An 18,725-nucleotide genomic window follows, 5' to 3' on the forward strand; every position below is an offset into this window, starting at 1 on the left:
CGGGAGTATGCGCAGCGCGCTGTCCGCAATACGCGCGGCGACTCCGTGGGGATCGTGTGCGTGGCCGACGGCGATGTGGGTGATCTGGTGGAGACGCATCCTTGACGCGCCGGGTCCCCGTGCATCCGTTCGGCGTCGCCATGATCCGACCGGCAGGAATTCGATGACACAGCCATCCGGCGAGTCGGTTATGCTGGACGCACTCGACGACGAGACGGCGGCGCTGGTGTACCTCGCCGCCGTGCTGGCCGGCGGGAGCGAATCCCAGGTCCGCGCCGCACTCGCGCAGGCGGTCGGCACGGTGCGCGCGGTCTGGGTGGAAGAACTCATTCTGCAGACGTACCTGTTCGCGGGCTTTCCGCGCGCCCTCAACTCCGCTCGGGAGTGGCGTCGCATCAGCGGCATGGCGGCGCCCGAACGGGACGCATTTGCCATCGACGATGGGGCCGAGCGGCAGCGCAAGGGTGAGGCGACGTGCGCGACCGTGTATGGGCGCTTCTACGACCGGTTGCGGGTGAACATTCACGATCTGCATCCGGCGCTGGATCGATGGATGGTCGAGGAAGGGTACGGCAAGGTGTTGTCGCGCGCGCCGCTCGATCTGGCGCGCCGCGAGTTGTGTGTGGTGGCCGCGTGTGCCATCGCCAGGCAGGATCGTCAGTTGCATTCGCACCTCCACGGGGCGCTCCATGCGGGCGCGTCGGAGGCCACGGTGACCGCGGCGCTGCAGGTGGTGTCGCCGCTGCTCGATGTCGAAGATGTGCGCCGGTACCACGGGTTGTGGGCACGCGTGCTCGGCAAGTGATTCACATACCGTCAGTCCAGGACGTCTCATGTTCGTCGATCGCGTACTTGTAAAGGTGGAGGCCGGAACCGGCGGCTCCGGACAGACCTCGTTCCGCCGGGAGAAGTACGTGCCCATGGGAGGGCCGGACGGCGGCGATGGGGGCCGTGGCGGCGATGTCATCGTGCGCGCCGACCGCAACCTCACCACGCTCCTCGATTACACCTATCGCGATGCGTGGAAGGCGGAGCGCGGCCAGCACGGGGAAGGCTCAAACCGTACTGGGCGTTCCGGAGAGGATGTGATCCTGCCGGTCCCGCCGGGCACGGTGGTACGGGATGCCGACGGTGGCCAACTCATTGGCGAGGTCATGGAGCACGGCGACACGCTCCTCGTGGCCAAGGGCGGCCGCGGCGGGAAGGGCAATGCCTTTTTCGTCACCGCCACGCACCAGTCGCCCCGCGAGTGGCAGCCCGGAGAGGAAGGGCAGGTGCGTCGGCTCGAGTTCGAGCTCAAGCTCATCGCCGACGTGGGACTCGTGGGGCAGCCGAACGCGGGCAAGAGCACGCTGCTCTCGGTCATTTCCGCTGCCCGCCCCAAGATTGCCGACTACCCCTTCACCACGCTGTCACCCAATCTCGGGGTAGTGCCGCTGAGCGACCACCGCAGTTTCGTGGTGGCCGACATCCCCGGCATCATCGAGGGAGCGCACGAAGGCAAGGGGCTTGGCTTGCAGTTTCTCCGGCACATCGAGCGTACGCGTCTGCTGGCGTTCCTGATTCCCATCGACGCCATGGACTGGCAGGCGGAGTTCGATCAGCTGCGCCACGAGATTGCCGCGTACTCGGAGGAGTTGGCCAACAAGCCCTTCTGCGTGGTCTTCTCCAAGCTCGATCTGCTGGGGGAACACTACATTCCGGAAATCGAGGTCGAGGGGGCGTTCGGTCGGTACGCGATCAGTGCGGCGGGTCGCATGGGACTCGACACGATGCTCGACGGGTGGTGGCGGCAGCTGTTGGCCATGCGCGCCGCGGCGCTCAAGCCGGAGCAGGATGCCCAGCTTCTCCCCTGACGACGCGCGCTGCCTCGCGCCCGAACAGCGGGAGTATCCGGGGCGTCTGCGGGACCTCGCCTCGCCGCCGCGTCAGCTGTGGGTGCGCGGGACCCTCGTGATGGCGGAACCGCCCGCGGTGGCCATCGTGGGGACGCGACGCAGTACGCCGTACGGGGAGCGCGTGGCGCGTGCCATTGCCGTGGCCTGCGCCCGCGCGGGCGTGTGCGTCGTCAGCGGCCTGGCGCGCGGCATCGACGGAGCGGCGCACGGTGGAGCTCTCGAGGCCGACGGGCGGACGGTGGCGGTGCTGGGGACGGGTATTGATCAGTACTACCCGCGGCAACATCGGGCGTTGCAGGAGCGGATCGCACGCGACGGGCTGATCATGAGCGAGTTCGGTCCCGGCGATGCCGGACATGGCGGCGCATTCCCGCTGCGAAACCGGCTCATTGCGGCTCTCGCCGACGTGACGGTGGTGGTCGAAGCGCCCGAAAGTAGTGGGGCGCTCAACACGGCGCGGTATGCCCGCGAACTGGGGCGTACGCTGGCCGTCGTTCCCCACAACATCGACAGCGTCAGCGGGCGTGGGTGCAATCGACTGTTGCGCAGCGAACATGCGGAGCCCATTCTGGCTCCCGATGATGTGCTCGCGCTGCTCCACCTGGCCGCGACGCCGAGCGTGGGGCTGACCCTCGATGGCGACGCGGCCCTCTGCTGGCATGCGCTTACCCGGGGGGCCGGCGATGCGATGACCATCGCCCGCGACACCGGCCTGACGTTGCGTCAGGTGTCGGTCGTCCTTGCAATGCTCGAGATCGACGGGCTCGTGTGCTTCGACGCCGCCGGACAGGTGCGCCCGTCGCCCGGGGTTGCATGACGTCGCGGCATGCCGTGCGCGCGCGCTACGAACACCTGTATCTGCACGTCCCGTTCTGTGCGCGGCGGTGCAGCTACTGCGACTTCTCCATTGCCGTGCGACGCGAGGTCCCGTGGCAGCAGTACGCGCGCTCGATTGCGCGCGAGTGCGAGATCCGTCAGGTCGGGGATCACGCGGGTACGCTGCGTACGGTGTATCTGGGCGGCGGGACGCCCTCGCGGCTCGGCCCCGAGGGCGTTCGCGCCACGATGGAGGCACTGCGGTCGCATGTACGCTGGCGCGACGACGCGGAAATCACGCTCGAGGCCAACCCAGAGGACGTCACCGCTGATGCGGTGCGGCAGTGGCGTGAGGCAGGCATCAATCGCCTCAGCATAGGCGTCCAGAGCTTCGATGACCTGGTCCTGTCATGGATGCACCGGGTCCATGACGCCGCCGTGGCCCGCCGCGCCGTTCAGGCCGCGCGGGCCGGCGGCATCGAGTCGGTGTCGCTGGATCTCATTTTCGCCACGCCCGATCGTCTCGCCCGTGACTGGCGGGCCGACCTGCAGCAGCTGCTGGCCCTCGAGCCGGAGCATGTGTCGCTCTACGGGCTCACGGTGGAACCGCACACCCCCTTGGGCCGCTGGCACGAGCGCGGGCAGGAGCAGGAAGCCACGGAAGAGCGCTACGAACAGGAATTCCGCATCGCGCACGAGGAGCTCGCGCGCGCGGGCTATGAGCATTACGAGGTGTCCAACTTCGCGCGCCCCGGGCACCGGGCGCAGCACAACAGCGCCTACTGGAGTGGGGTGCCCTACCTGGGGCTTGGGCCCTCGGCACACGGCTACGACGGGGCGGTTCGCCGGTGGAACATCGACGCGTTCACCGCGTGGGAACGTACCGTCGGCCAGCTCGACGACCCGGTGGGTGGCGAGGAACGGCTCACGGAAGAGAACCGCATTGCCGAGGCGGTGTATCTCGGGTTGCGGACCATCGACGGGCTGCCGATCAGTGCGGCCGAGCAGCGTCACGTGGCCACCTGGGTCACGGCGGGGTGGGTGGAGGTGCGCGCCGATCGGGGCGGGGCACGTCTCGTGTGCGCGCCGGAGGGGTGGATGCGCCTCGACGCGCTCGCCGCCGACTTGACAGCGTTTCGAAGCGCTTCGTAGGCTTCGCTCCACACGCCTCGCGATGGGGCCTCGATCCAAGGGATGCGAGATGGCGCACAGTAGTGAGCTCTCCGAGCGGGAGCGGCAGGTCCTGGAGGCGGTGATTCACAGCTACGTGGCCACGGCGGAGCCTGCCGGGTCGCGCACCCTGTCGCGTCGCTTCGGACTGGGGATTTCCCCGGCGACCATTCGCAACACCATGAGTGATCTCGAGGAGAAGGGCTTCCTCTTTCACCCCCATACCTCCGCCGGCCGCATTCCCACCGACAAGGCCTATCGGACGTACGTGGATTCGCTCATGCGGGTGGACCCGCTGACCGGAGATGAGCGTCGGCGGCTTGCCGAGGACATCCAGGGTGGGGGCTCGGCGATCGAGAACATCCTGCGTCGGGCGGCGCAGTCCCTTGGCGTGCTCACCCAGGAGTTGGGCGTCGCGCTCGGCCCGCGTCTCGATCGCGCGGCCTTGCGTCAGGTGGAGCTGGTTCGCGTCTCGTCCGATCGCCTGCTCATGGTGCTCAGCCTCAGTGGCGGTGCCGTACGGACCATCTTCGTCGAGGTCCCCGGCATCATTGCCGACGAAGCGCTCATTGGCGTCACCATCGTGCTCAACGAGCGACTGGCTGGGCTGACCCTCGATCAGGTTCGCACCTCGCTCGCCTCGCGGCTGCGTGACGTGGCCACCACCCCGCAGGCGGCCGAGCTGCTCAACATCTTCGTGCAGGAAGGAGAGCAGGTCTTCGGGCGGGCTGCGGCGGATCCCCTCGATACGGTGGTGCTGGGGCAGCCATCGCTCCTGGCGGACAAGCCGGAATTCGCCAGCGGCGAGCGTCTGCGTCAGTTGATCGAGCTCACCGAGACCCGCCAGCAGCTCGGGCGGATGCTCGAGACACGGGGCGGGGGGCCGGGCATCTCCATCACCATTGGCAACGAGCACGGCGACCCGCGCCTGGAGCCCTTCACGGTCGTGACGGCCGAATACAACGCCGGGTCGCTGAGCGGAGTGATTGGGGTCATCGGTCCCACGCGCATGCCGTACGACAAGGTCATCGCGCTGGTCGACCACACCTCCCGCCTGGTGTCGAACCTGCTCTGCTGAGGGGGCTCCCGGCGCCTGGATAGGCGGCCGGGACCTTTCGGTGCCCCGGTTGGGTTAGCTTACCCGGATTGTGCCTGCTGAACGTGCGCCGTCGGGGAGCCGCTGCTCCCGCTGCGGTGCCCGTTTTGCGCTTTGTCCCGGCGCCGCCCGTGGCGTCGTGCCGGGTTTTCGCAGCACTTGCTCGACACCAACATGGCTGATTTCTACGCGGTCCTCGGCGTACCGCGCGACGCATCCGACGACGACATCAAGAAAGCGTATCGCCGGCTGGCGATGCAGTGGCATCCCGATCGCAACGGCGGGTCGAAGGAAGCCGAGGAGAAGTTCAAGACCATCACGGAGGCCTACGACATCCTCCGGGACGCGCAGAAGCGCGCCGCCTACGACCGGTACGGCGAAGCGGGGCTGCGGGGGGCCGGTGCCCAGTCGGCCTACGAGCACGTGGACCTGTCCGAAGCGCTGAACATCTTCATGCGCGACTTCGGTGGCTTCGGCGATCTCTTCGGGGCTGCGGCTGGCGGGAGGCGTTCGGGGCCGCGCAGCGGTCAGGATGTCAAGCTGTCAATGCCGTTGACGCTGGCTGAAGTGGCAACGGGCGTCGAGAAGACGGTGACGCTCAAGGTGCTCGACGTCTGCGAGCCGTGCGAAGGCTCCGGGTCCGAGCCGGGGAGCAAGCCCACCACCTGCAGCACCTGCGGCGGCGCTGGAGAGGTGCGGCGGGCGCAGCGCTCCTTCTTCGGGCAGTTCGTCTCGGTCGCACCGTGTCCCACCTGCGCGGGTGAGGGCGTGGTGGTGTCCAATCCGTGCCGGAAATGCCGTGGCGAGGGGCGCGTGCGTGCGGAGCGCACGCTCAAGATCACGGTGCCGCCCGGGGTGGCCACCGGACAGTACATGACGCTGCGAGGGACCGGAAATGTCGGTCAGCGCGGCGGCACCCGCGGTGACGTGTTGGTGGTGTTCGAGGTGGAAGACGACGAGCGCTTCGAACGCGATGGCGAGGACCTGTTCTGCGAAGCGCTGGTAACGTATCCGCAGCTGGTGTTCGGCGCCGAGTTGAAAGTGCCGGGCGTCACCGGCGAACTGTCGCTGCGCGTACCGCCGGGAACGCAGAGCGGCGCGGTGTTTCACCTTCGCGGACGCGGGTTGCCGAGGGTGAACGCGTCGGGAACGGGTGACCTGCATGTGAAGGTGCAGCTGTGGACACCGCAGTCGGTGGAGGGCGAAGAGCAGCAGCTGATCGAGCGCCTGGCCGCCATGCAGGGGCAGGCTCCCGAACGGCGGGAGAAGGGGTTCTGGTCGAAGATGAAGGAAGTGCTCGGTGCGTGAGGCGTCGTCGGCGTCGGCCGCCGAACGCTGGATCAGCGTGCGCGTGCTCCCGGCCAAGGAGCCTGGAGCGCGCGCGGCCTGTCTCGGGGCGCTCTTCGCCGTCGGTGCGCAGGGCGTGCACGAGGATGGCCCGTCGTTGGTCACGCACTTTCCTCCCGGGGCCGATCTCGAGGCCGTGCACCGCGCGGTGACGGAGGCGGACGAGCTGGCCGTGTTGGAAACGTCGCCGGTTCCGGACATCGACTGGTCGGAAGCGTGGAAGGCGCGCATCACCTCCCACCAGCTGGGCGCGCTGACGGTCGCCCCGCCGTGGCTCAGTGCGGAGCTCGATCCGCAGACCTCGATCGTCATCGAACCCGGCATGGCCTTCGGAACCGGGGAGCATGCCACCACACGAGGCGTCGTGCGGTTGCTGCCGCGTCAGTTGTCGCCCGGCGCCGTGGTGGCCGACCTTGGGGCCGGGAGCGCCGTGCTGTCGATTGCCGCCGCGAAGCTGGGCGCCGGGCGGGTGTATGCCATTGAGCTCGACGCCGACGCCATCCCCGACGCCGAACGAAATGTGGCGCGCAACGGAGTGAGCGATCGGGTACATGTATTCGAGGCCGACGCCGGGGTGCTGCTCCCCCTGGTGGCGCCGGTGGACCTGGTGCTGGCCAACATCATTTCGTCGGTGCTCATCGAGCTGCTGCCGGCGATCGCCGCCGCCCTCCGGCCTGGCGGCACCGCCATTCTCAGCGGCATACTGCTCGAGGAACGCGACACGATGCGGCAGGTGCTGGCGGCGCACGGCTGGCGCCTCCTGGAAGAGGATGCGGAGGATATCTGGTGGTCGGTCTCGATCGCACTGGCGTAGCCGCCGGACGGCCGCAGTTCGTTACCGCCAGCGCATTCAGCGCCGGGAGCATGGTGACGCTCGACGAGGCTGCCGCGCGACACCTGCGCGTGCTGCGGCGTGGGCCGGGCGCCCTGGTCGGTGTTCGCGACGGACAGGGGCTGGTCGGGGAAGGGATCGTCGTCCAGGTCAGCAAGAGCGCGGCGCACATCGACATCACGTCGGCGCAGCGCGTCGAGCCGCTGCCGCCGGTGCATTTGCTGGTGCCCGTTGCCGATCGGGACCGGATGCTGTGGCTGGCGGAGAAATCCGCCGAACTGGGGGCGACGAGTTGGCGTCCGGTCCTCTGGCGACGCTCCCGCAGCGTCTCTCCGCGGGGCGAGGGGGTCGGTTTCCAGGGGAAGGTACGCGCCCGTATGGAGGGGGCGTTGGCCCAGTCTGAAGGCGCCTGGCTGCCGCAGCCTTTTCCCGAGGCCAATCTGGAGCGGGCGCTGCTTGCCGCGCCCTCAGGCGACCGGGTGGTGCTCGATCCCGGCGGCGCACCGTTTGTCGGACACGCATCGCCACCGCTGTCACACCCGCTCGTCATCGCGGTCGGCCCCGAGGGCGGTTTGGAGCGCGACGAACTGGCGCTGCTGGCCGCGGCCGGTTTCCGTTCGGTCAGCGTTGGCCCGACCATCCTGCGCTTCGAAACAGCGGCCGTGGCCGCGCTGGCGGCGGCCCGCATGGTGTTCGGGACGGCCCCGTCATCGTGTGCGGAGACTCAGCCCGAACCTCTGGAGGGGGCGTGACCGACTCGTGTCTGTTCTGTCGTATTGCGGCGGGTACCCTGCCGGCCACGATCGTGGCCGAAAACGCGCTCGCCATGGCCTTCCGGGACCTGCATCCGCAGGCGCCGGTCCACGTGCTGGTGATTCCGCGGGCGCACGTGGACTCGCTGGCGGCCGCGTCGGACGCCGCACTCCTTGGGGAAACGATGGCCTTGGCCGCGGAGGTGGCCCGCCGCGAGGGGGTCGCCGACTCGGGCTATCGCGTCGTCACCAACGTGGGGCGCGATGGAGGGCAGTCGGTTGGACACTTGCACCTGCACGTGTTGGGTGGGCGTCCGCTTGGATGGCCGCCCGGGTGAATGGCGGGATCCCCGGCCGTCCTGCAGGGCAGGGCGGTCCCCTAACCACCTGCCGCAGCGGCAATTACTCCCGTTTGTCCGCTTGACCGTGGAAGTCGGGGCGTCTAGCATTAGAGGCTGGCCCGAAAAGGGCTGATTTTCTCATTCCTGCACACGTCGCGACGCGGTCGCGATCACAACCGAGGTTCAGTTTGTCGGAAGTCATTATCCACGAGGACGAAAACTTCGAGCGCGCGCTCAAGCGCTTCAAGAAGAAGTGCGAAAAGGCCGGCATCCTGTCCGACCTGCGCAAGCATCGCCATTACGAGAAGCCGTCGGAGCGTCGCAAGCGCAAGATGAACGCGGCTGTCCGTAAGAATCGCCGCACCCGGAACGGGTGAGCGGTCCCGTGGACGCCAGTGGCCGTTCGCTGCTGGCGCGGCTGCAGGGAGATCAGGCGGCCGCCAGGCGGGAACAGCAGAAGGATCGCGTGATGCTGCTTGGCATGATCGTGTCCGAGGTCAGAAATCGCGAGATCGAGCTGCGCCGGGGCGCCACCGACGATGACGTCATCGACGTCATCCGCAAGGGAATCAAGAAGCGGCGTGAATCCGTCGAGCTGTACGCCAAGGCGGGTCGCACCGATTTGCAGGACAAGGAGCAGCAGGAGGTCACGCTGCTCGAGGTCTACCTGCCCGCGCAGGTCGACCCCGCCGAAGTACGGGCGGCCGTGCAGCAGGCCATTGCCGCTGGCGCCGCCAACGTGGGTGCCGTCATGGCCCGCGTCATGCCCGCCTTCAAGGGGCGCGTTGATGGCGGTGTCATCAACTCCGTGGCGCGCGAGGAGCTCGCGCGCGCTTAACGCCGGCACGAGCCGGCTCGCCAGCCGGATTTCATGAACGCGCACGCGCTCGGCATTCTCGAGTTTCCTCGCCTCTTGGCGTATGTGGCCGGACGGGCATCGTCGGCCCCGGGGGCTGCGGCCGTTCGGGCACTGGTGCCGCGCACCGACCGCGAGTGGATCGAGGCTGAGCATGCCCGGGTGAACGCGGTGCGCGCCCTCCTGCTGTCGGAGCTCGGGTGGCCCACGGAGAGCATCCCCGACCTCGGCGAGGCGCTCAAGCGACTGCGCATTGCGGGGCTCACGTGGACGGCCCTCGAGTTGCTGCAGGGGGCCACCCTGTTGCGCTCGTCGCGGCGCATGCGGGAGATGCTGCGCGACCCGCGCCGGCCGGCGATCGTGTTGGCCTACCTCACCGGCTACGCGCAGGCCCTCATCGACTTGCGGGCGCAGGAGGAGGCCATTGCGCGCGCCATCAGTGACGATGGCACCGTGCGCGATGATGCCTCGCCAGCCCTGCGCCGCGTCCGCCGTGAGTTGCGGCAGGCGGAGGGGGAACTCGTGCGGCTGCTCGAACGCGAGATGGGCAAGCTCGAGTCGCATCATCAGGTCAGCGACCTCTCCATTACCATGCGGAATGGCCGCTGGGTCATTCCCATGCGGCGCGAGGCCAAGGGGTACGTGGGCGGCATCGTGCACGACAGTTCGGGCACGGGCGCGACGATCTTCGTCGAGCCCCCGGCGGCCGTGGAATTCGGGAATCGCGTGCGTGAACTCGAGATCGAGGAGCAGCGCGAAGTGGAGCGGGTGCTGCGCGACCTCACCGAGGCGCTGCACCCCTATCACGAGGCAATCGGGGCGGCCTTCGGTGCGTTGGTCGCCCTCGACAGCCTCTATGCGCGGGCGCGCTACAGCGTCGATGCCAACTGCGCTCCCCTCGCCTTCGGCGCCCCCGCCGAGGGGCTGTGCATCGTCGATGGACGACATCCCTTGCTGCTCGCCAAGGGGATCCCTGTCGTGCCGTTCGATCTCACCTTGCACGCCGACGAGCGCACCCTCCTGGTTTCCGGCCCCAACACGGGCGGCAAGACGGTGCTGCTCAAGGCGACCGGGCTGGTGTGCATGATGGCACAGGCCGGTGTACCGGCCCCCGTGGGTGCATTGAGTCGGCTGCCGGTGTTCGACAACGTGCTCGCCGACGTGGGCGACGAGCAGAGTATCGAGGCCAGCCTCTCCACGTTCAGTGCCCACCTCAAGAACCTCGCGGAGATCCTGCATGCGGCCACCCCGGCATCGCTCGTGCTCATCGACGAACTCGGTTCGGGGACCGATCCCGCGGAAGGCGCCGCCCTCGGCGGTGCCATTCTCGAGACGCTGACCCGGCGCGGCACGCTGACGATGGCCACCACGCACCTCGGCCAGCTCAAGCTGCTTGCTTCCGATGTGCCGGGGGTGGTGAATGCGTCGCTGCAATTCGATGCCGTCCAGCTTGCGCCAACCTACCGCCTGCTCAAGGGTATCCCCGGGCGCAGCTATGGGTTGAGCATCGCGCGCCGTCTGCAGCTGCCCGAAGCGGTCATTGCGCGTGCCGAAGAACGGTTGCCGCAGGGCGAGCGCGATCTGGCGGTGCTGCTTGCCGATGTCGAAGCACGCGAGGCGCTGCTGGGCGAGCGTGAGCAGCTCGTGCAGCGCGAGAACGACAAGGTCCGGGCGCGCATGGCCGCGGTGAGCGATCGCGAGCAGAAGGTGCGCGAGCAGGAGCGCGAGGCGGAACGCAAGGCGCGGCAGGAAGCGCGACGCTACCTGCTCGACGCGCGTGGACAAGTGGAGCGTGCCATTGCGGAGATTCGCGCGCGTGCCGCCAACGCCGCGGCCGATTTCGACGATGCCGCGCGCGCCACGCGGCGCACCATCGAGCAGGCGGCCGCGGCACAGAGCCAGGCGCTCGAGGCGGCGGAGCAGCGTGCGGCGCGCGGGCGCGCGCGCGCCGAACAGCGCAAGGCGGGGGCGGCGCCGGTTCCAGTCGCCCGCCCCATACCGTCGCGCCCCCTGACCACAGGGGAACATGTCCTGGTCTCGACGCTCGGGGACAAGGCCGGGCGCATCGTCTCCATTCGGGGCGACGAAGCCCGCGTGACCGTGGGGTCGTTGTCGCTGACCGTCCCCATCTCGGCGCTGACGCGAACCAAGGCGGCACCGGTGGCCACGTTCAAGCTGGCCTTGGGGGACATCCCGGAAGTCGAGCCCGTGCGCGAGGTCGATGTCCGCGGGCTGCGCGTGGACGAGGTCGATGATCAGGTGCTGCAGGCCCTCGATGCGGCCATTCGCAACGACCTTCGCGAACTCCGCATCATTCACGGCAAGGGCACGGGGGCACTTCGCGCGCGCGTCGGCGAGATGCTCAAGAAGGACACACGCGTCACCGGCTTCCGCCTTGGGGCCTGGAACGAAGGTGGTGACGGCGTCACGGTGGCGGAGCTGGCCTAGAGCCGGTTGATTCGGGTATGCACCGGGCGCATGGGGGGGCGTGGGACTCGTGATCGCTGACGAAACCGTGGAACGGGTCCGTCAGGCAGCGGACATTGTCGAGGTGATCGGCGAGTTCGTCCCGCTCAAGCGTTCGGGGGGGACGTGGCGCGGGCCGTGTCCCTTTCACCAGGGGAAGAACCCCAACTTCTCCATCTCCCCCTCGCACGGCAGCTATCACTGCTTCGTCTGCCACGAAAGCGGTGACGTGTTCACCTTCATTCGCAAGCGCCTCGGTCTCGACTGGCCATCCGCCGTGAAGTACATCGGCGAGAAGGTGGGAATCGAAGTCGTCGACACTCCACGTCGGGCACAGGCGCCCGATCCGAACGCGCCCAACTACGAGGCGCTTGCCGCGGCCGCGGAATGGTTCCAGGGGCAGCTGCGGGACGAACAGACCGGGCGTCCGGCGCGCGAGTACCTCGAGTCGCGCGCTCTCGATCCGCATGCCTGGCATCGCTTCGGATTGGGGTTTGCCCCGCGCGATCCGCAAGCGCTTCGCCGGCATCTGCACGCCCTCGGGGTGGATGACGCGCGCCAGCTGGAGTGTGGCATTCTCGTGCATCGGGATGGGGAGGGGGAGCCGCGCATCCGCTTTCGCGGTCGCGTGATGTTTCCCATCCAGGACGAACTCGGCCGCTATGTCGGCTTCGGCGGCCGCGCCATGGGTGACGAGCAGCCGAAGTATCTCAACAGTCCCGAATCGTCGGTCTTTCAGAAGCGCCGAACACTGTACGGGTTGCACACGGCGAAGCAGGCCATGCGCCGTGTCGAGCGGGCCATCGTGGTCGAAGGGTATCTCGACGCCATCCGGTTGTCGCTGGCAGGCCTGGAAGAGGTGGTCGCCCCGCTCGGAACGGCGCTCACCGAGGAGCAGGCGCACCTCCTCACCCGTTATACCGCGAACGTATTCCTGCTGTACGACAGTGACGAGGCCGGACAGAAGGCCACTTTTCGCTCGGGGCTGGAGCTGCTGCGGGCGCGAGCGTCGGTGCAGGTCGTCAGTCTGCCGGACGGGGAGGACCCCGACAGTTTCGTGCACGAGCACGGACGGGCGGGGATGGAGGCGCAGTTGGGCCAGGCCATCGACCTGTTCGATCGGCAGGTGCAGCTGCTCGAGCGCCGTGGGTGGTTTACCGATCTGCGACACCGCCGAACGGCCATCGACAAGTTGCTCCCCACGATCCGCGCCGCGAAGGAACCGCTCACGCGGGACATGTATCTGGCGCGCCTGGCCGACGTCACCCATGTGGACAAGGCGACGCTGTCGGCCGAGGCCGATGCGCTGCCGGAAGCGGGTGTTCGTCGCCATCCGGGACGGGCGGTCGGTGGGGCGGGGTGGGGCGAAGGCGCCGACGAGTCCCTGCGTCAGGGGCCGCCGGGTGACGACGCGTGGGCAGGGTTCGGGCGTGAGGACGAGCCGGCCCCCTTGCCGCCTCCGCCGGCTGAACAGCGGCCCGCGTGGACGCCGCGCCGGCGGGGGTACAAGCCGGGACCGGAATGGCAGGCCACCAACGTGCCGCCGCGCCCCCGACGCGACGAGCCGGTTGAGCGGGCGTTGGTACGCGCCATGCTGGTCGAGCGCGGCGTGGCCGAACGTGTCGCGGAGCGGCATCCCCCCGACACCTTCCGTGATCCGGCGTACCGTGAACTGTTCGACGTGCTGCTGCACGCCCCGCTGGACAACGACCTCGAACAGGTCGCGGAACGCCTGACCCCGGAGACGTTGCGGGTCTTGCGTGAGCTCACCGAGGCGGGCGCCTTCGATGTCGTTGCCGCCGACATCGGCCTCAGCCTCTGCAAGCTCGACGTGCGCGTACTGGAACGGCGGGTCGATGAATTGCGGGTGGCCATGCGCGGCGCCACCCGCGAAGAGCACGACACCCTGATGCGGGAACGGTTGGAGGTGGAGGCGGAGATTCGACGACTGATGCCGATGCGCTCCCCGCGCGGTCGGCCGAAAGCTGGGGGGACGTGAACGGTGGGGCATGGTGATCTCGAGGCACTGCTCGCGGTGCAGGCCCACGATGACAGGATCCGCGACATCGAAGCGCGGCGCGATGCCCTTGCGCCTCGGTTGAGCCTGCTCGACGCCACGCAAAAGCGCGCAGTCGAAGAAGTCGCGCGAACGGAGGCGGCACTCGAACGGGAACTGACCCGTCAGCGCGTGCTCGACCGGCGGCTGGCCGAAACACGAGCGCTGCACGAGCATGCCGCGGCGGCGCTGGCGGCGGCGGAACGACTGCAGGATGCCACCGAGGCGGCGGGGCGCGTGGAGGCCTCGCGCCGGGCACTGGCCGATGGAGAAAGCGAAGCACTCACGATGGCGCGCCGGGTCACCGATCTGCGCACCGCCCTGTCGGCGCATCGCGAAGTGTTGGCCCAAGTCAGTGTCGATCAGGGAGCCGCGCGCGACGAGTTGGAGCGTCAGCGTGCCGGCATCGATGCCGAACTCGCCACCGAGCGTGCCCGTCGACAGCTCGCCTCGTCTGCGGTGACGGTGGGGCTGCTGGCCAAGTATGAGCGGGTGGCGTCACGCCGCCGCACGGCGGCACTGATCGAGGTGCGCGGGAATTGCTGCAGTGCGTGCGACACGGCCATTCCCCTGCAGCGGCGAGCAATCATGTCGACCGGTACGGTGATTGAACCCTGCGAGGAGTGCGGCGTATTGCTGTACCAGCGCGCGAGCGCCTGAGCGCTGCGCGCCGATTCCCGCCGCGCGCCTGCCCCTCGCTCGAGCGCCGGCGTAGATTGCCAGCGTGTCTGCTCCCCCATCACGCGGCGCGTCGTTGAGCGCCTTCGCCAAAGGCACCGCCTCGTCGCCGGGGATGGCGCCGCTGCGCCCGGCGGCCCGCTGGGTGCCCGTTCCGCCCCCCGCCCCCGACACCGTGGCTCGGCTGCAGCAGGAGCTGCTGCTGCCCGCCGGCGTGTGTCGGCTGCTTGCCGCGCGCGGCTACTCGGCCCCCGATGCCGCGAAGCGGTTCCTGCGCCCACGACTCGACCAGGTCGAGGCCCCCGGCTTCCTGCATGACGCGGCGCGCGCCGTGGCGCGCATGGCCGATGCCGTGCGCCGACAGGAGGTCATCTTCGTGCACGGCGATTACGACGTGGACGGGATGTCATCGACGGCGCTGCTCACCCGCGTGCTGCGCGGATGCGGCGCCCGCCACGTGGTGCCCTTCGTTCCCAACCGCCTGACCGACGGGTATGACCTGGGCGCGGCCGGCGTGGCCGCCGCGCGGGCCGCGGGGGCCTCGCTGGTCGTGACCTGCGACTGCGGCACGAGCGCCCACGGCGCCGTGGACGACCTGATGCGCGCCGGGGTGGATGTCATCGTCACCGATCATCACCTCCCGGGGCACGGCATGCCGCCGGCCTATGCGGTGTGCAACCCGCGCCACCCCGCGTGCGCGTCGAGCGACAAGGATCTCGCGGCGGTGGGTGTTGCCTACAAGCTGGCGCTGGCACTGTGCGAGGCGCTGGGCGTGCCCGTGTCGCTGGCTCACCATCAGCTCGATCTGGTGGCGCTCGCCACGATTGCCGACGTGGCACCCCTGCGTGGGGAGAATCGCGTGCTCGTGCGCTACGGGTTGAAGCTGCTGGCCGAGACCACCCACCCCGGGTTGCGGGCGCTCATCCGGTCGTCCGGGCTCGAAGGCAAGGCGCTCACCGCCGGGCGCGTTGGCTTCGTGCTGGCGCCGCGGCTCAACGCGGCCGGGCGCATCGCCGATGCCAAGCTCGGGCTGCGTCTGCTGTTGGCCGAGCGCGAGGACGAAGCCAACGCGATCGCGCGCGAACTGGAAGAGCTCAATCGCGCGCGACAGGAACTCGATCGCGCGGTACTCGACGACGCTTTGCGTCAGGTCGACCAGCCATCGGCACGCGACCGGTTTGCCCATGTCCTGCACAGGGAGGGCTGGCATGCGGGGGTCATCGGCATCGTAGCGTCGCGGATCGTGGAGCAGACCGCACGACCCGCGGTCCTCGTGGCGGTGGAGCACGGGGTGGGGAAGGGCTCCGGGCGCTCCATCAGCGCCTTCGATCTGCACGCGGCCCTTGGCGAGTGCGCCGATCTGTTCCAGCGATATGGTGGCCACCGCGCGGCGGCCGGCCTGACCATGGACGCGCAGCAGTTGCCGGCGTTCGTCGAGCGTTTCGATGAGGTGGCGAAGCGACGGCTTACCGCCGACGATCTCGTCCCGGTGCTCCGCGTGGATCTCGACGTCCCGCTCGACGACATTGGCGAGGATCTCGAGAAGCTGCTCCGCCACTTCGAACCGTTTGGGGTGGGCAACCCGGCCCCGGTCTTTCGGGCCACGGGCGCGCGCCTCGCCAGTTCGCCGCGCAAGATCGGCAGTGATGGACTCAAGTTCCTGGTCGAGGCGCGTCGTGGCGACCTGGAAGCGGTGGGGTGGGGGATGGCCGAGCGTGCGGGCAGCTTCGATGTCGCCAGGGCCTTCGACCTGGTCTTCAAGCTCGAACGCGATGAGTATCGCGGCGTGTCTCGGTTGCAGCTGCGCGTGGCGGACGTCCGCCATCCCGGAGAATAGGCGATATGCGCATCATTGCCGGCCGCTGGAAGGGGCGGCGTCTCGCCGCGCCCCCCGGTGATCTGGTGCGTCCCACCGCGGACCGGGTGCGCGAAGCGTGGATGAGCATCGTGCATCCGCTGCTGCCCGACGCGCGAGTCCTCGACTTGTGCGCCGGAAGCGGCGCCCTGGGTCTCGAGAGTCTCTCGCGGGGGGCGGCACACTGTGATTTCGTCGAGCAGGCGCCCCGCGCCCTCAAGGTGCTTCAGACAAACCTCGACGCGTTGGGAGGGCACGCCGGCGCCGTCATCCACCGGGGCGAGGCGGTACACTTCGTGGAACAGCTGCGCCCGGGCAGCTATGATGTGGCGTTCGCCGACCCACCGTACGCCAGCGACACGGCCCGCCGACTGGCTGAGCAATGGCTCGCCGTCCCTTTCGCGGCCGTGTTCGCCGTTGAACATTCGTCGTCGGTGGCGCTCCCGACCATGGGAGAGACCCGACGGTACGGGACAACCGCCCTGACCTTTTTCCGCCTCGACTCGTGAACCTCGACACGGCCGCTCCGGCCGACCGCGATCGTCCGCGCGGCCCGCTCGTCGCGCTGTACGCCGGCTCCTTCGATCCGGTCACCCATGGGCACGAAGACCTGATCAGGCGGACGCTGACGTTCGCTGATCACCTCATCGTGGCGGTTGCCAACAACATGAACAAGCAACCGCTGTTCACGGTTGACGAACGCATGGCGTTCATCCACGAGTGCACCCACGGCGATCCGCGCATCGAGGTGCGCTCGTTCAGGGGCTTGCTCGTCGAGTTCGCCCGGGAGGTGGGCGCGCGCGTCAATGTGCGCGGACTCCGTGCGGTCAGCGACTTCGAGTACGAGTTTCAGATTGCCCTCATGAACCGGCATCTCTATCCGGACCTCGAGACCGTCTTCATGACCCCCTCGCTCGACACGACGTACATCAGCTCGAGCATGGTGCGGGAGGTGGCGAAGTTCGGCGGCGACGTCTCGGGATTGGTACATCCGGTGGTGGGGGAGGCGCTCGTGTCCCGGTATCGCGAACAGGGATTCGGGCAACCAGCCCTGCCGTCGCCCAGTCGGCCGGTGACGTGAGCGAGCGAGCGGAGTTTGCCGCGCCGAACCATGCGGCGAGCGACTTTCTGGCGTCGCTCCATCGGCGGGTGGCGCCAACGCGTCGGACCATCCTGTTCCCGGAAGCCACGGATCCGCGCACGGCGTCGGCAGTCCATCGGCTGCAGCAGCTGGGGAGTGTCACGCCGGTGCTGGTTCGCCGAGGCGACGCCCCGACAGGCGTCGTTCCGGCCGGTGCCGTCATCGTGGATCCGCTGGAGGATCCGCGAGGAGCGGCGGTTGTGGAGCACCTGCTGGCGCGGCGCGGCAGCCGCGGTCTGATGCGGGAGGATGCCGAACGGCTGGCCCGTGACCCGCTCTACTTCGCCGACTGTCTCGTGGCACTCGGCGAAGCTGATGGCTGTGTGGCTGGTGCGGTACACACCACGGCCGACGTGCTGCGCGCCGCCCTGTGGACCATCGGCGCGGCGCGCGGCGTGAGAACGGTCTCGTCCGCCTTCTACCTGTGCGTGCCGCCGTTTCGCGGGAATGAGGGAGAAGTCCTTACGTACACTGACTGTGCCGTGGTACCCGACCCGACGGCGCGGCAGTTGGCCGACATTGCGTTGGCGGCGGCAGCCGATCGGCGGCGCATCGTGGGCGACGAGCCCCGCGTCGCGTTCCTGTCCTACAGCACCATGGGGAGCGCCGACGGCCCCTCGGTCAGCAAGGTGCGGGAAGCGGTGGCGATCGTGCGCGCGGAGGCGCCGGCACTCGTCGTGTCCGGTGAGTTGCAGGTCGACGCGGCGCTCATTCCGGAACTGGCCCGCCGCAAGGCATCAGGAGAACCGGCTGCGGGGGTGGCCAACGTCCTGGTCTTCCCCTCCCTCGATGCCGGCAACATCGCCTACAAGCTCACGCAGCGGCTGGGCCATGGCATTGCCATCGGCCCCATCCTGCAGGGACTCGCCAAACCCTGCAGTGACTTGTCTCGGGGGGCGACAGCCGACGACATTGTGCATGTGGCGGCGGTGACGGCCCTGCAGGCCGCCGAAACGCCGTAGTCCCTCACTCCCCGAGCCAGGCATGAGCTTCGCACTTTCTCGTACAGACGACACCGTGGTGGTCACGGTGGAGGGTCAACTCGTCGTGACGAACCGGCAGGAGTTCAAGCAGGCCGTCCTCGACGCAGCAGAGCAGGGGGCTCGCCGGGTGGTGGTGGACTTCAGCCACTCCGGGTACATCGACAGCTCGGGGCTCGGGGCGCTCGTGTCCCTGAGCCGCCGATTGCGGGAAGCCGGGGGAGAGCTGCGGCTCGTCGGACTCAACGAAGACCTCCGCACCCTCTTCGAACTCACGCGGCTCGACGCGCTCTTTCCGCTGTACGCCACTCAGGCCGACGCACTCGGGGGCCGCTGACGTCCGTGGCGACGCGCGCACCTCACCGCACCTCCGGTATCCGGCATGAGCGGCGTCAGGATCCAGCCACGGCCTCGGCAGCTCCGATCCGCAGCGGCGCGGAG

Annotated in this window: 19 protein-coding genes; all 19 read left to right on the forward strand. The window is 68.9% G+C overall.

Translation table 11 applies throughout. The annotated features are described in order from the left end of the window. The first annotated feature begins 163 nt into the window (after positions 1-163). Complete coding sequence (locus LW840_RS07185) at positions 164-805, forward strand: carboxymuconolactone decarboxylase family protein (protein WP_291261789.1); 642 nt, start codon at positions 164-166, stop codon at positions 803-805. 28 nt (positions 806-833) lie between these two features. After that, positions 834-1,856, forward strand: coding sequence for a GTPase ObgE (gene obgE, locus LW840_RS07190; RefSeq protein WP_291266545.1), 1,023 nt, complete (start codon positions 834-836; stop codon positions 1,854-1,856). Further along, a complete protein-coding gene (gene dprA / locus LW840_RS07195; RefSeq protein WP_291261787.1) occupies positions 1,837-2,715 on the forward strand; it encodes a DNA-processing protein DprA in 879 nt (292 codons plus the stop codon). Before obgE ends, dprA begins: the two co-directional genes overlap by 20 nt. Further along, positions 2,712-3,866, forward strand: a complete 1,155-nt coding sequence (gene hemW, locus LW840_RS07200; protein WP_291266546.1) for a radical SAM family heme chaperone HemW — start codon at positions 2,712-2,714, stop codon at positions 3,864-3,866. Before dprA ends, hemW begins: the two co-directional genes overlap by 4 nt. 22 nt (positions 3,867-3,888) lie before the next feature. Further along, positions 3,889-4,962 (forward strand): heat-inducible transcriptional repressor HrcA, encoded by a 1,074-nt coding sequence (gene hrcA, locus LW840_RS07205; protein WP_291276717.1) that lies wholly within the window; start codon positions 3,889-3,891, stop codon positions 4,960-4,962. 192 nt (positions 4,963-5,154) lie between these two features. Further along, positions 5,155-6,288: a molecular chaperone DnaJ gene (gene dnaJ / locus LW840_RS07210; protein WP_291261784.1), complete on the forward strand. Its 1,134-nt coding sequence runs from the start codon at positions 5,155-5,157 to the stop codon at positions 6,286-6,288. Continuing rightward, positions 6,281-7,141, forward strand: coding sequence for a 50S ribosomal protein L11 methyltransferase (locus LW840_RS07215; protein ID WP_291261783.1), 861 nt, complete (start codon positions 6,281-6,283; stop codon positions 7,139-7,141). Before dnaJ ends, LW840_RS07215 begins: the two co-directional genes overlap by 8 nt. 50 nt (positions 7,142-7,191) lie before the next feature. After that, positions 7,192-7,911, forward strand: coding sequence for an RsmE family RNA methyltransferase (locus tag LW840_RS07220; RefSeq protein ID WP_291269126.1), 720 nt, complete (start codon positions 7,192-7,194; stop codon positions 7,909-7,911). Next, positions 7,908-8,249 (forward strand): histidine triad nucleotide-binding protein, encoded by a 342-nt coding sequence (locus tag LW840_RS07225; protein WP_291266549.1) that lies wholly within the window; start codon positions 7,908-7,910, stop codon positions 8,247-8,249. Before LW840_RS07220 ends, LW840_RS07225 begins: the two co-directional genes overlap by 4 nt. A gap of 191 nt (positions 8,250-8,440) precedes the next feature. Next, the gene (gene rpsU, locus LW840_RS07230) at positions 8,441-8,629 is read left to right on the forward strand and encodes a 30S ribosomal protein S21 (protein ID WP_026850684.1); all 189 of its coding nucleotides are present in this window, start codon (positions 8,441-8,443) and stop codon (positions 8,627-8,629) included. Next, positions 8,626-9,090, forward strand: a complete 465-nt coding sequence (locus tag LW840_RS07235; protein WP_291276718.1) for a GatB/YqeY domain-containing protein — start codon at positions 8,626-8,628, stop codon at positions 9,088-9,090. Before rpsU ends, LW840_RS07235 begins: the two co-directional genes overlap by 4 nt. Before the next feature lie 33 nt (positions 9,091-9,123). Further along, on the forward strand, positions 9,124-11,556 hold the full coding sequence (locus LW840_RS07240) for an endonuclease MutS2 (protein ID WP_291266551.1): 2,433 nt from the start codon (positions 9,124-9,126) through the stop codon (positions 11,554-11,556). A 49-nt stretch (positions 11,557-11,605) separates the two neighbouring features. Further along, positions 11,606-13,573, forward strand: a complete 1,968-nt coding sequence (dnaG, locus tag LW840_RS07245) for a DNA primase (protein WP_291276719.1) — start codon at positions 11,606-11,608, stop codon at positions 13,571-13,573. Between the two features lie 3 nt (positions 13,574-13,576). Then, positions 13,577-14,290 carry a hypothetical protein gene (locus tag LW840_RS07250; protein WP_291273618.1) on the forward strand — a complete coding sequence of 238 codons (714 nt, stop codon included), beginning with the start codon at positions 13,577-13,579 and terminating at the stop codon, positions 14,288-14,290. A gap of 64 nt (positions 14,291-14,354) precedes the next feature. Next, the gene (recJ, locus tag LW840_RS07255) at positions 14,355-16,145 is read left to right on the forward strand and encodes a single-stranded-DNA-specific exonuclease RecJ (RefSeq protein ID WP_291266554.1); all 1,791 of its coding nucleotides are present in this window, start codon (positions 14,355-14,357) and stop codon (positions 16,143-16,145) included. Positions 16,146-16,150: 5 nt separating this feature from the next. Beyond that, positions 16,151-16,672, forward strand: a complete 522-nt coding sequence (gene rsmD / locus LW840_RS07260; protein WP_291266555.1) for a 16S rRNA (guanine(966)-N(2))-methyltransferase RsmD — start codon at positions 16,151-16,153, stop codon at positions 16,670-16,672. Beyond that, positions 16,669-17,244, forward strand: a complete 576-nt coding sequence (gene coaD / locus LW840_RS07265; RefSeq protein WP_291261774.1) for a pantetheine-phosphate adenylyltransferase — start codon at positions 16,669-16,671, stop codon at positions 17,242-17,244. The genes rsmD and coaD overlap by 4 nt, the downstream gene beginning before the upstream one ends. Continuing rightward, positions 17,241-18,266: a phosphate acyltransferase gene (locus LW840_RS07270; protein ID WP_291273619.1), complete on the forward strand. Its 1,026-nt coding sequence runs from the start codon at positions 17,241-17,243 to the stop codon at positions 18,264-18,266. Before coaD ends, LW840_RS07270 begins: the two co-directional genes overlap by 4 nt. Positions 18,267-18,288: 22 nt before the next feature. Continuing rightward, entirely contained in the window at positions 18,289-18,621 is a 333-nt protein-coding gene (locus LW840_RS07275; protein WP_291261772.1) for an STAS domain-containing protein, read from the forward strand. Positions 18,622-18,725 lie beyond the last annotated feature (104 nt).

Source organism: Gemmatimonas sp. (assembly GCF_021298855.1).
GTDB lineage: Bacteria > Gemmatimonadota > Gemmatimonadetes > Gemmatimonadales > Gemmatimonadaceae > Gemmatimonas.

Bases quoted from the DNA above. Each gene is read 5' to 3' on its own strand.
- rsmD (WP_291266555.1), top strand. From the start codon at position 16,151: ATGCGCATCATTGCCGGCCGCTGGAAGGGGCGGCGTCTCGCCGCGCCC.
- dprA (WP_291261787.1), top strand. From the start codon at position 1,837: ATGCCCAGCTTCTCCCCTGACGACGCGCGCTGCCTCGCGCCCGAACAG.
- LW840_RS07185 (WP_291261789.1), top strand. From the start codon at position 164: ATGACACAGCCATCCGGCGAGTCGGTTATGCTGGACGCACTCGACGAC.
- LW840_RS07240 (WP_291266551.1), top strand. From the start codon at position 9,124: ATGAACGCGCACGCGCTCGGCATTCTCGAGTTTCCTCGCCTCTTGGCG.
- obgE (WP_291266545.1), top strand. From the start codon at position 834: ATGTTCGTCGATCGCGTACTTGTAAAGGTGGAGGCCGGAACCGGCGGC.
- hemW (WP_291266546.1), top strand. From the start codon at position 2,712: ATGACGTCGCGGCATGCCGTGCGCGCGCGCTACGAACACCTGTATCTG.
- dnaJ (WP_291261784.1), top strand. From the start codon at position 5,155: ATGGCTGATTTCTACGCGGTCCTCGGCGTACCGCGCGACGCATCCGAC.
- hrcA (WP_291276717.1), top strand. From the start codon at position 3,889: ATGGGGCCTCGATCCAAGGGATGCGAGATGGCGCACAGTAGTGAGCTC.
- LW840_RS07220 (WP_291269126.1), top strand. From the start codon at position 7,192: ATGGTGACGCTCGACGAGGCTGCCGCGCGACACCTGCGCGTGCTGCGG.
- LW840_RS07275 (WP_291261772.1), top strand. From the start codon at position 18,289: ATGAGCTTCGCACTTTCTCGTACAGACGACACCGTGGTGGTCACGGTG.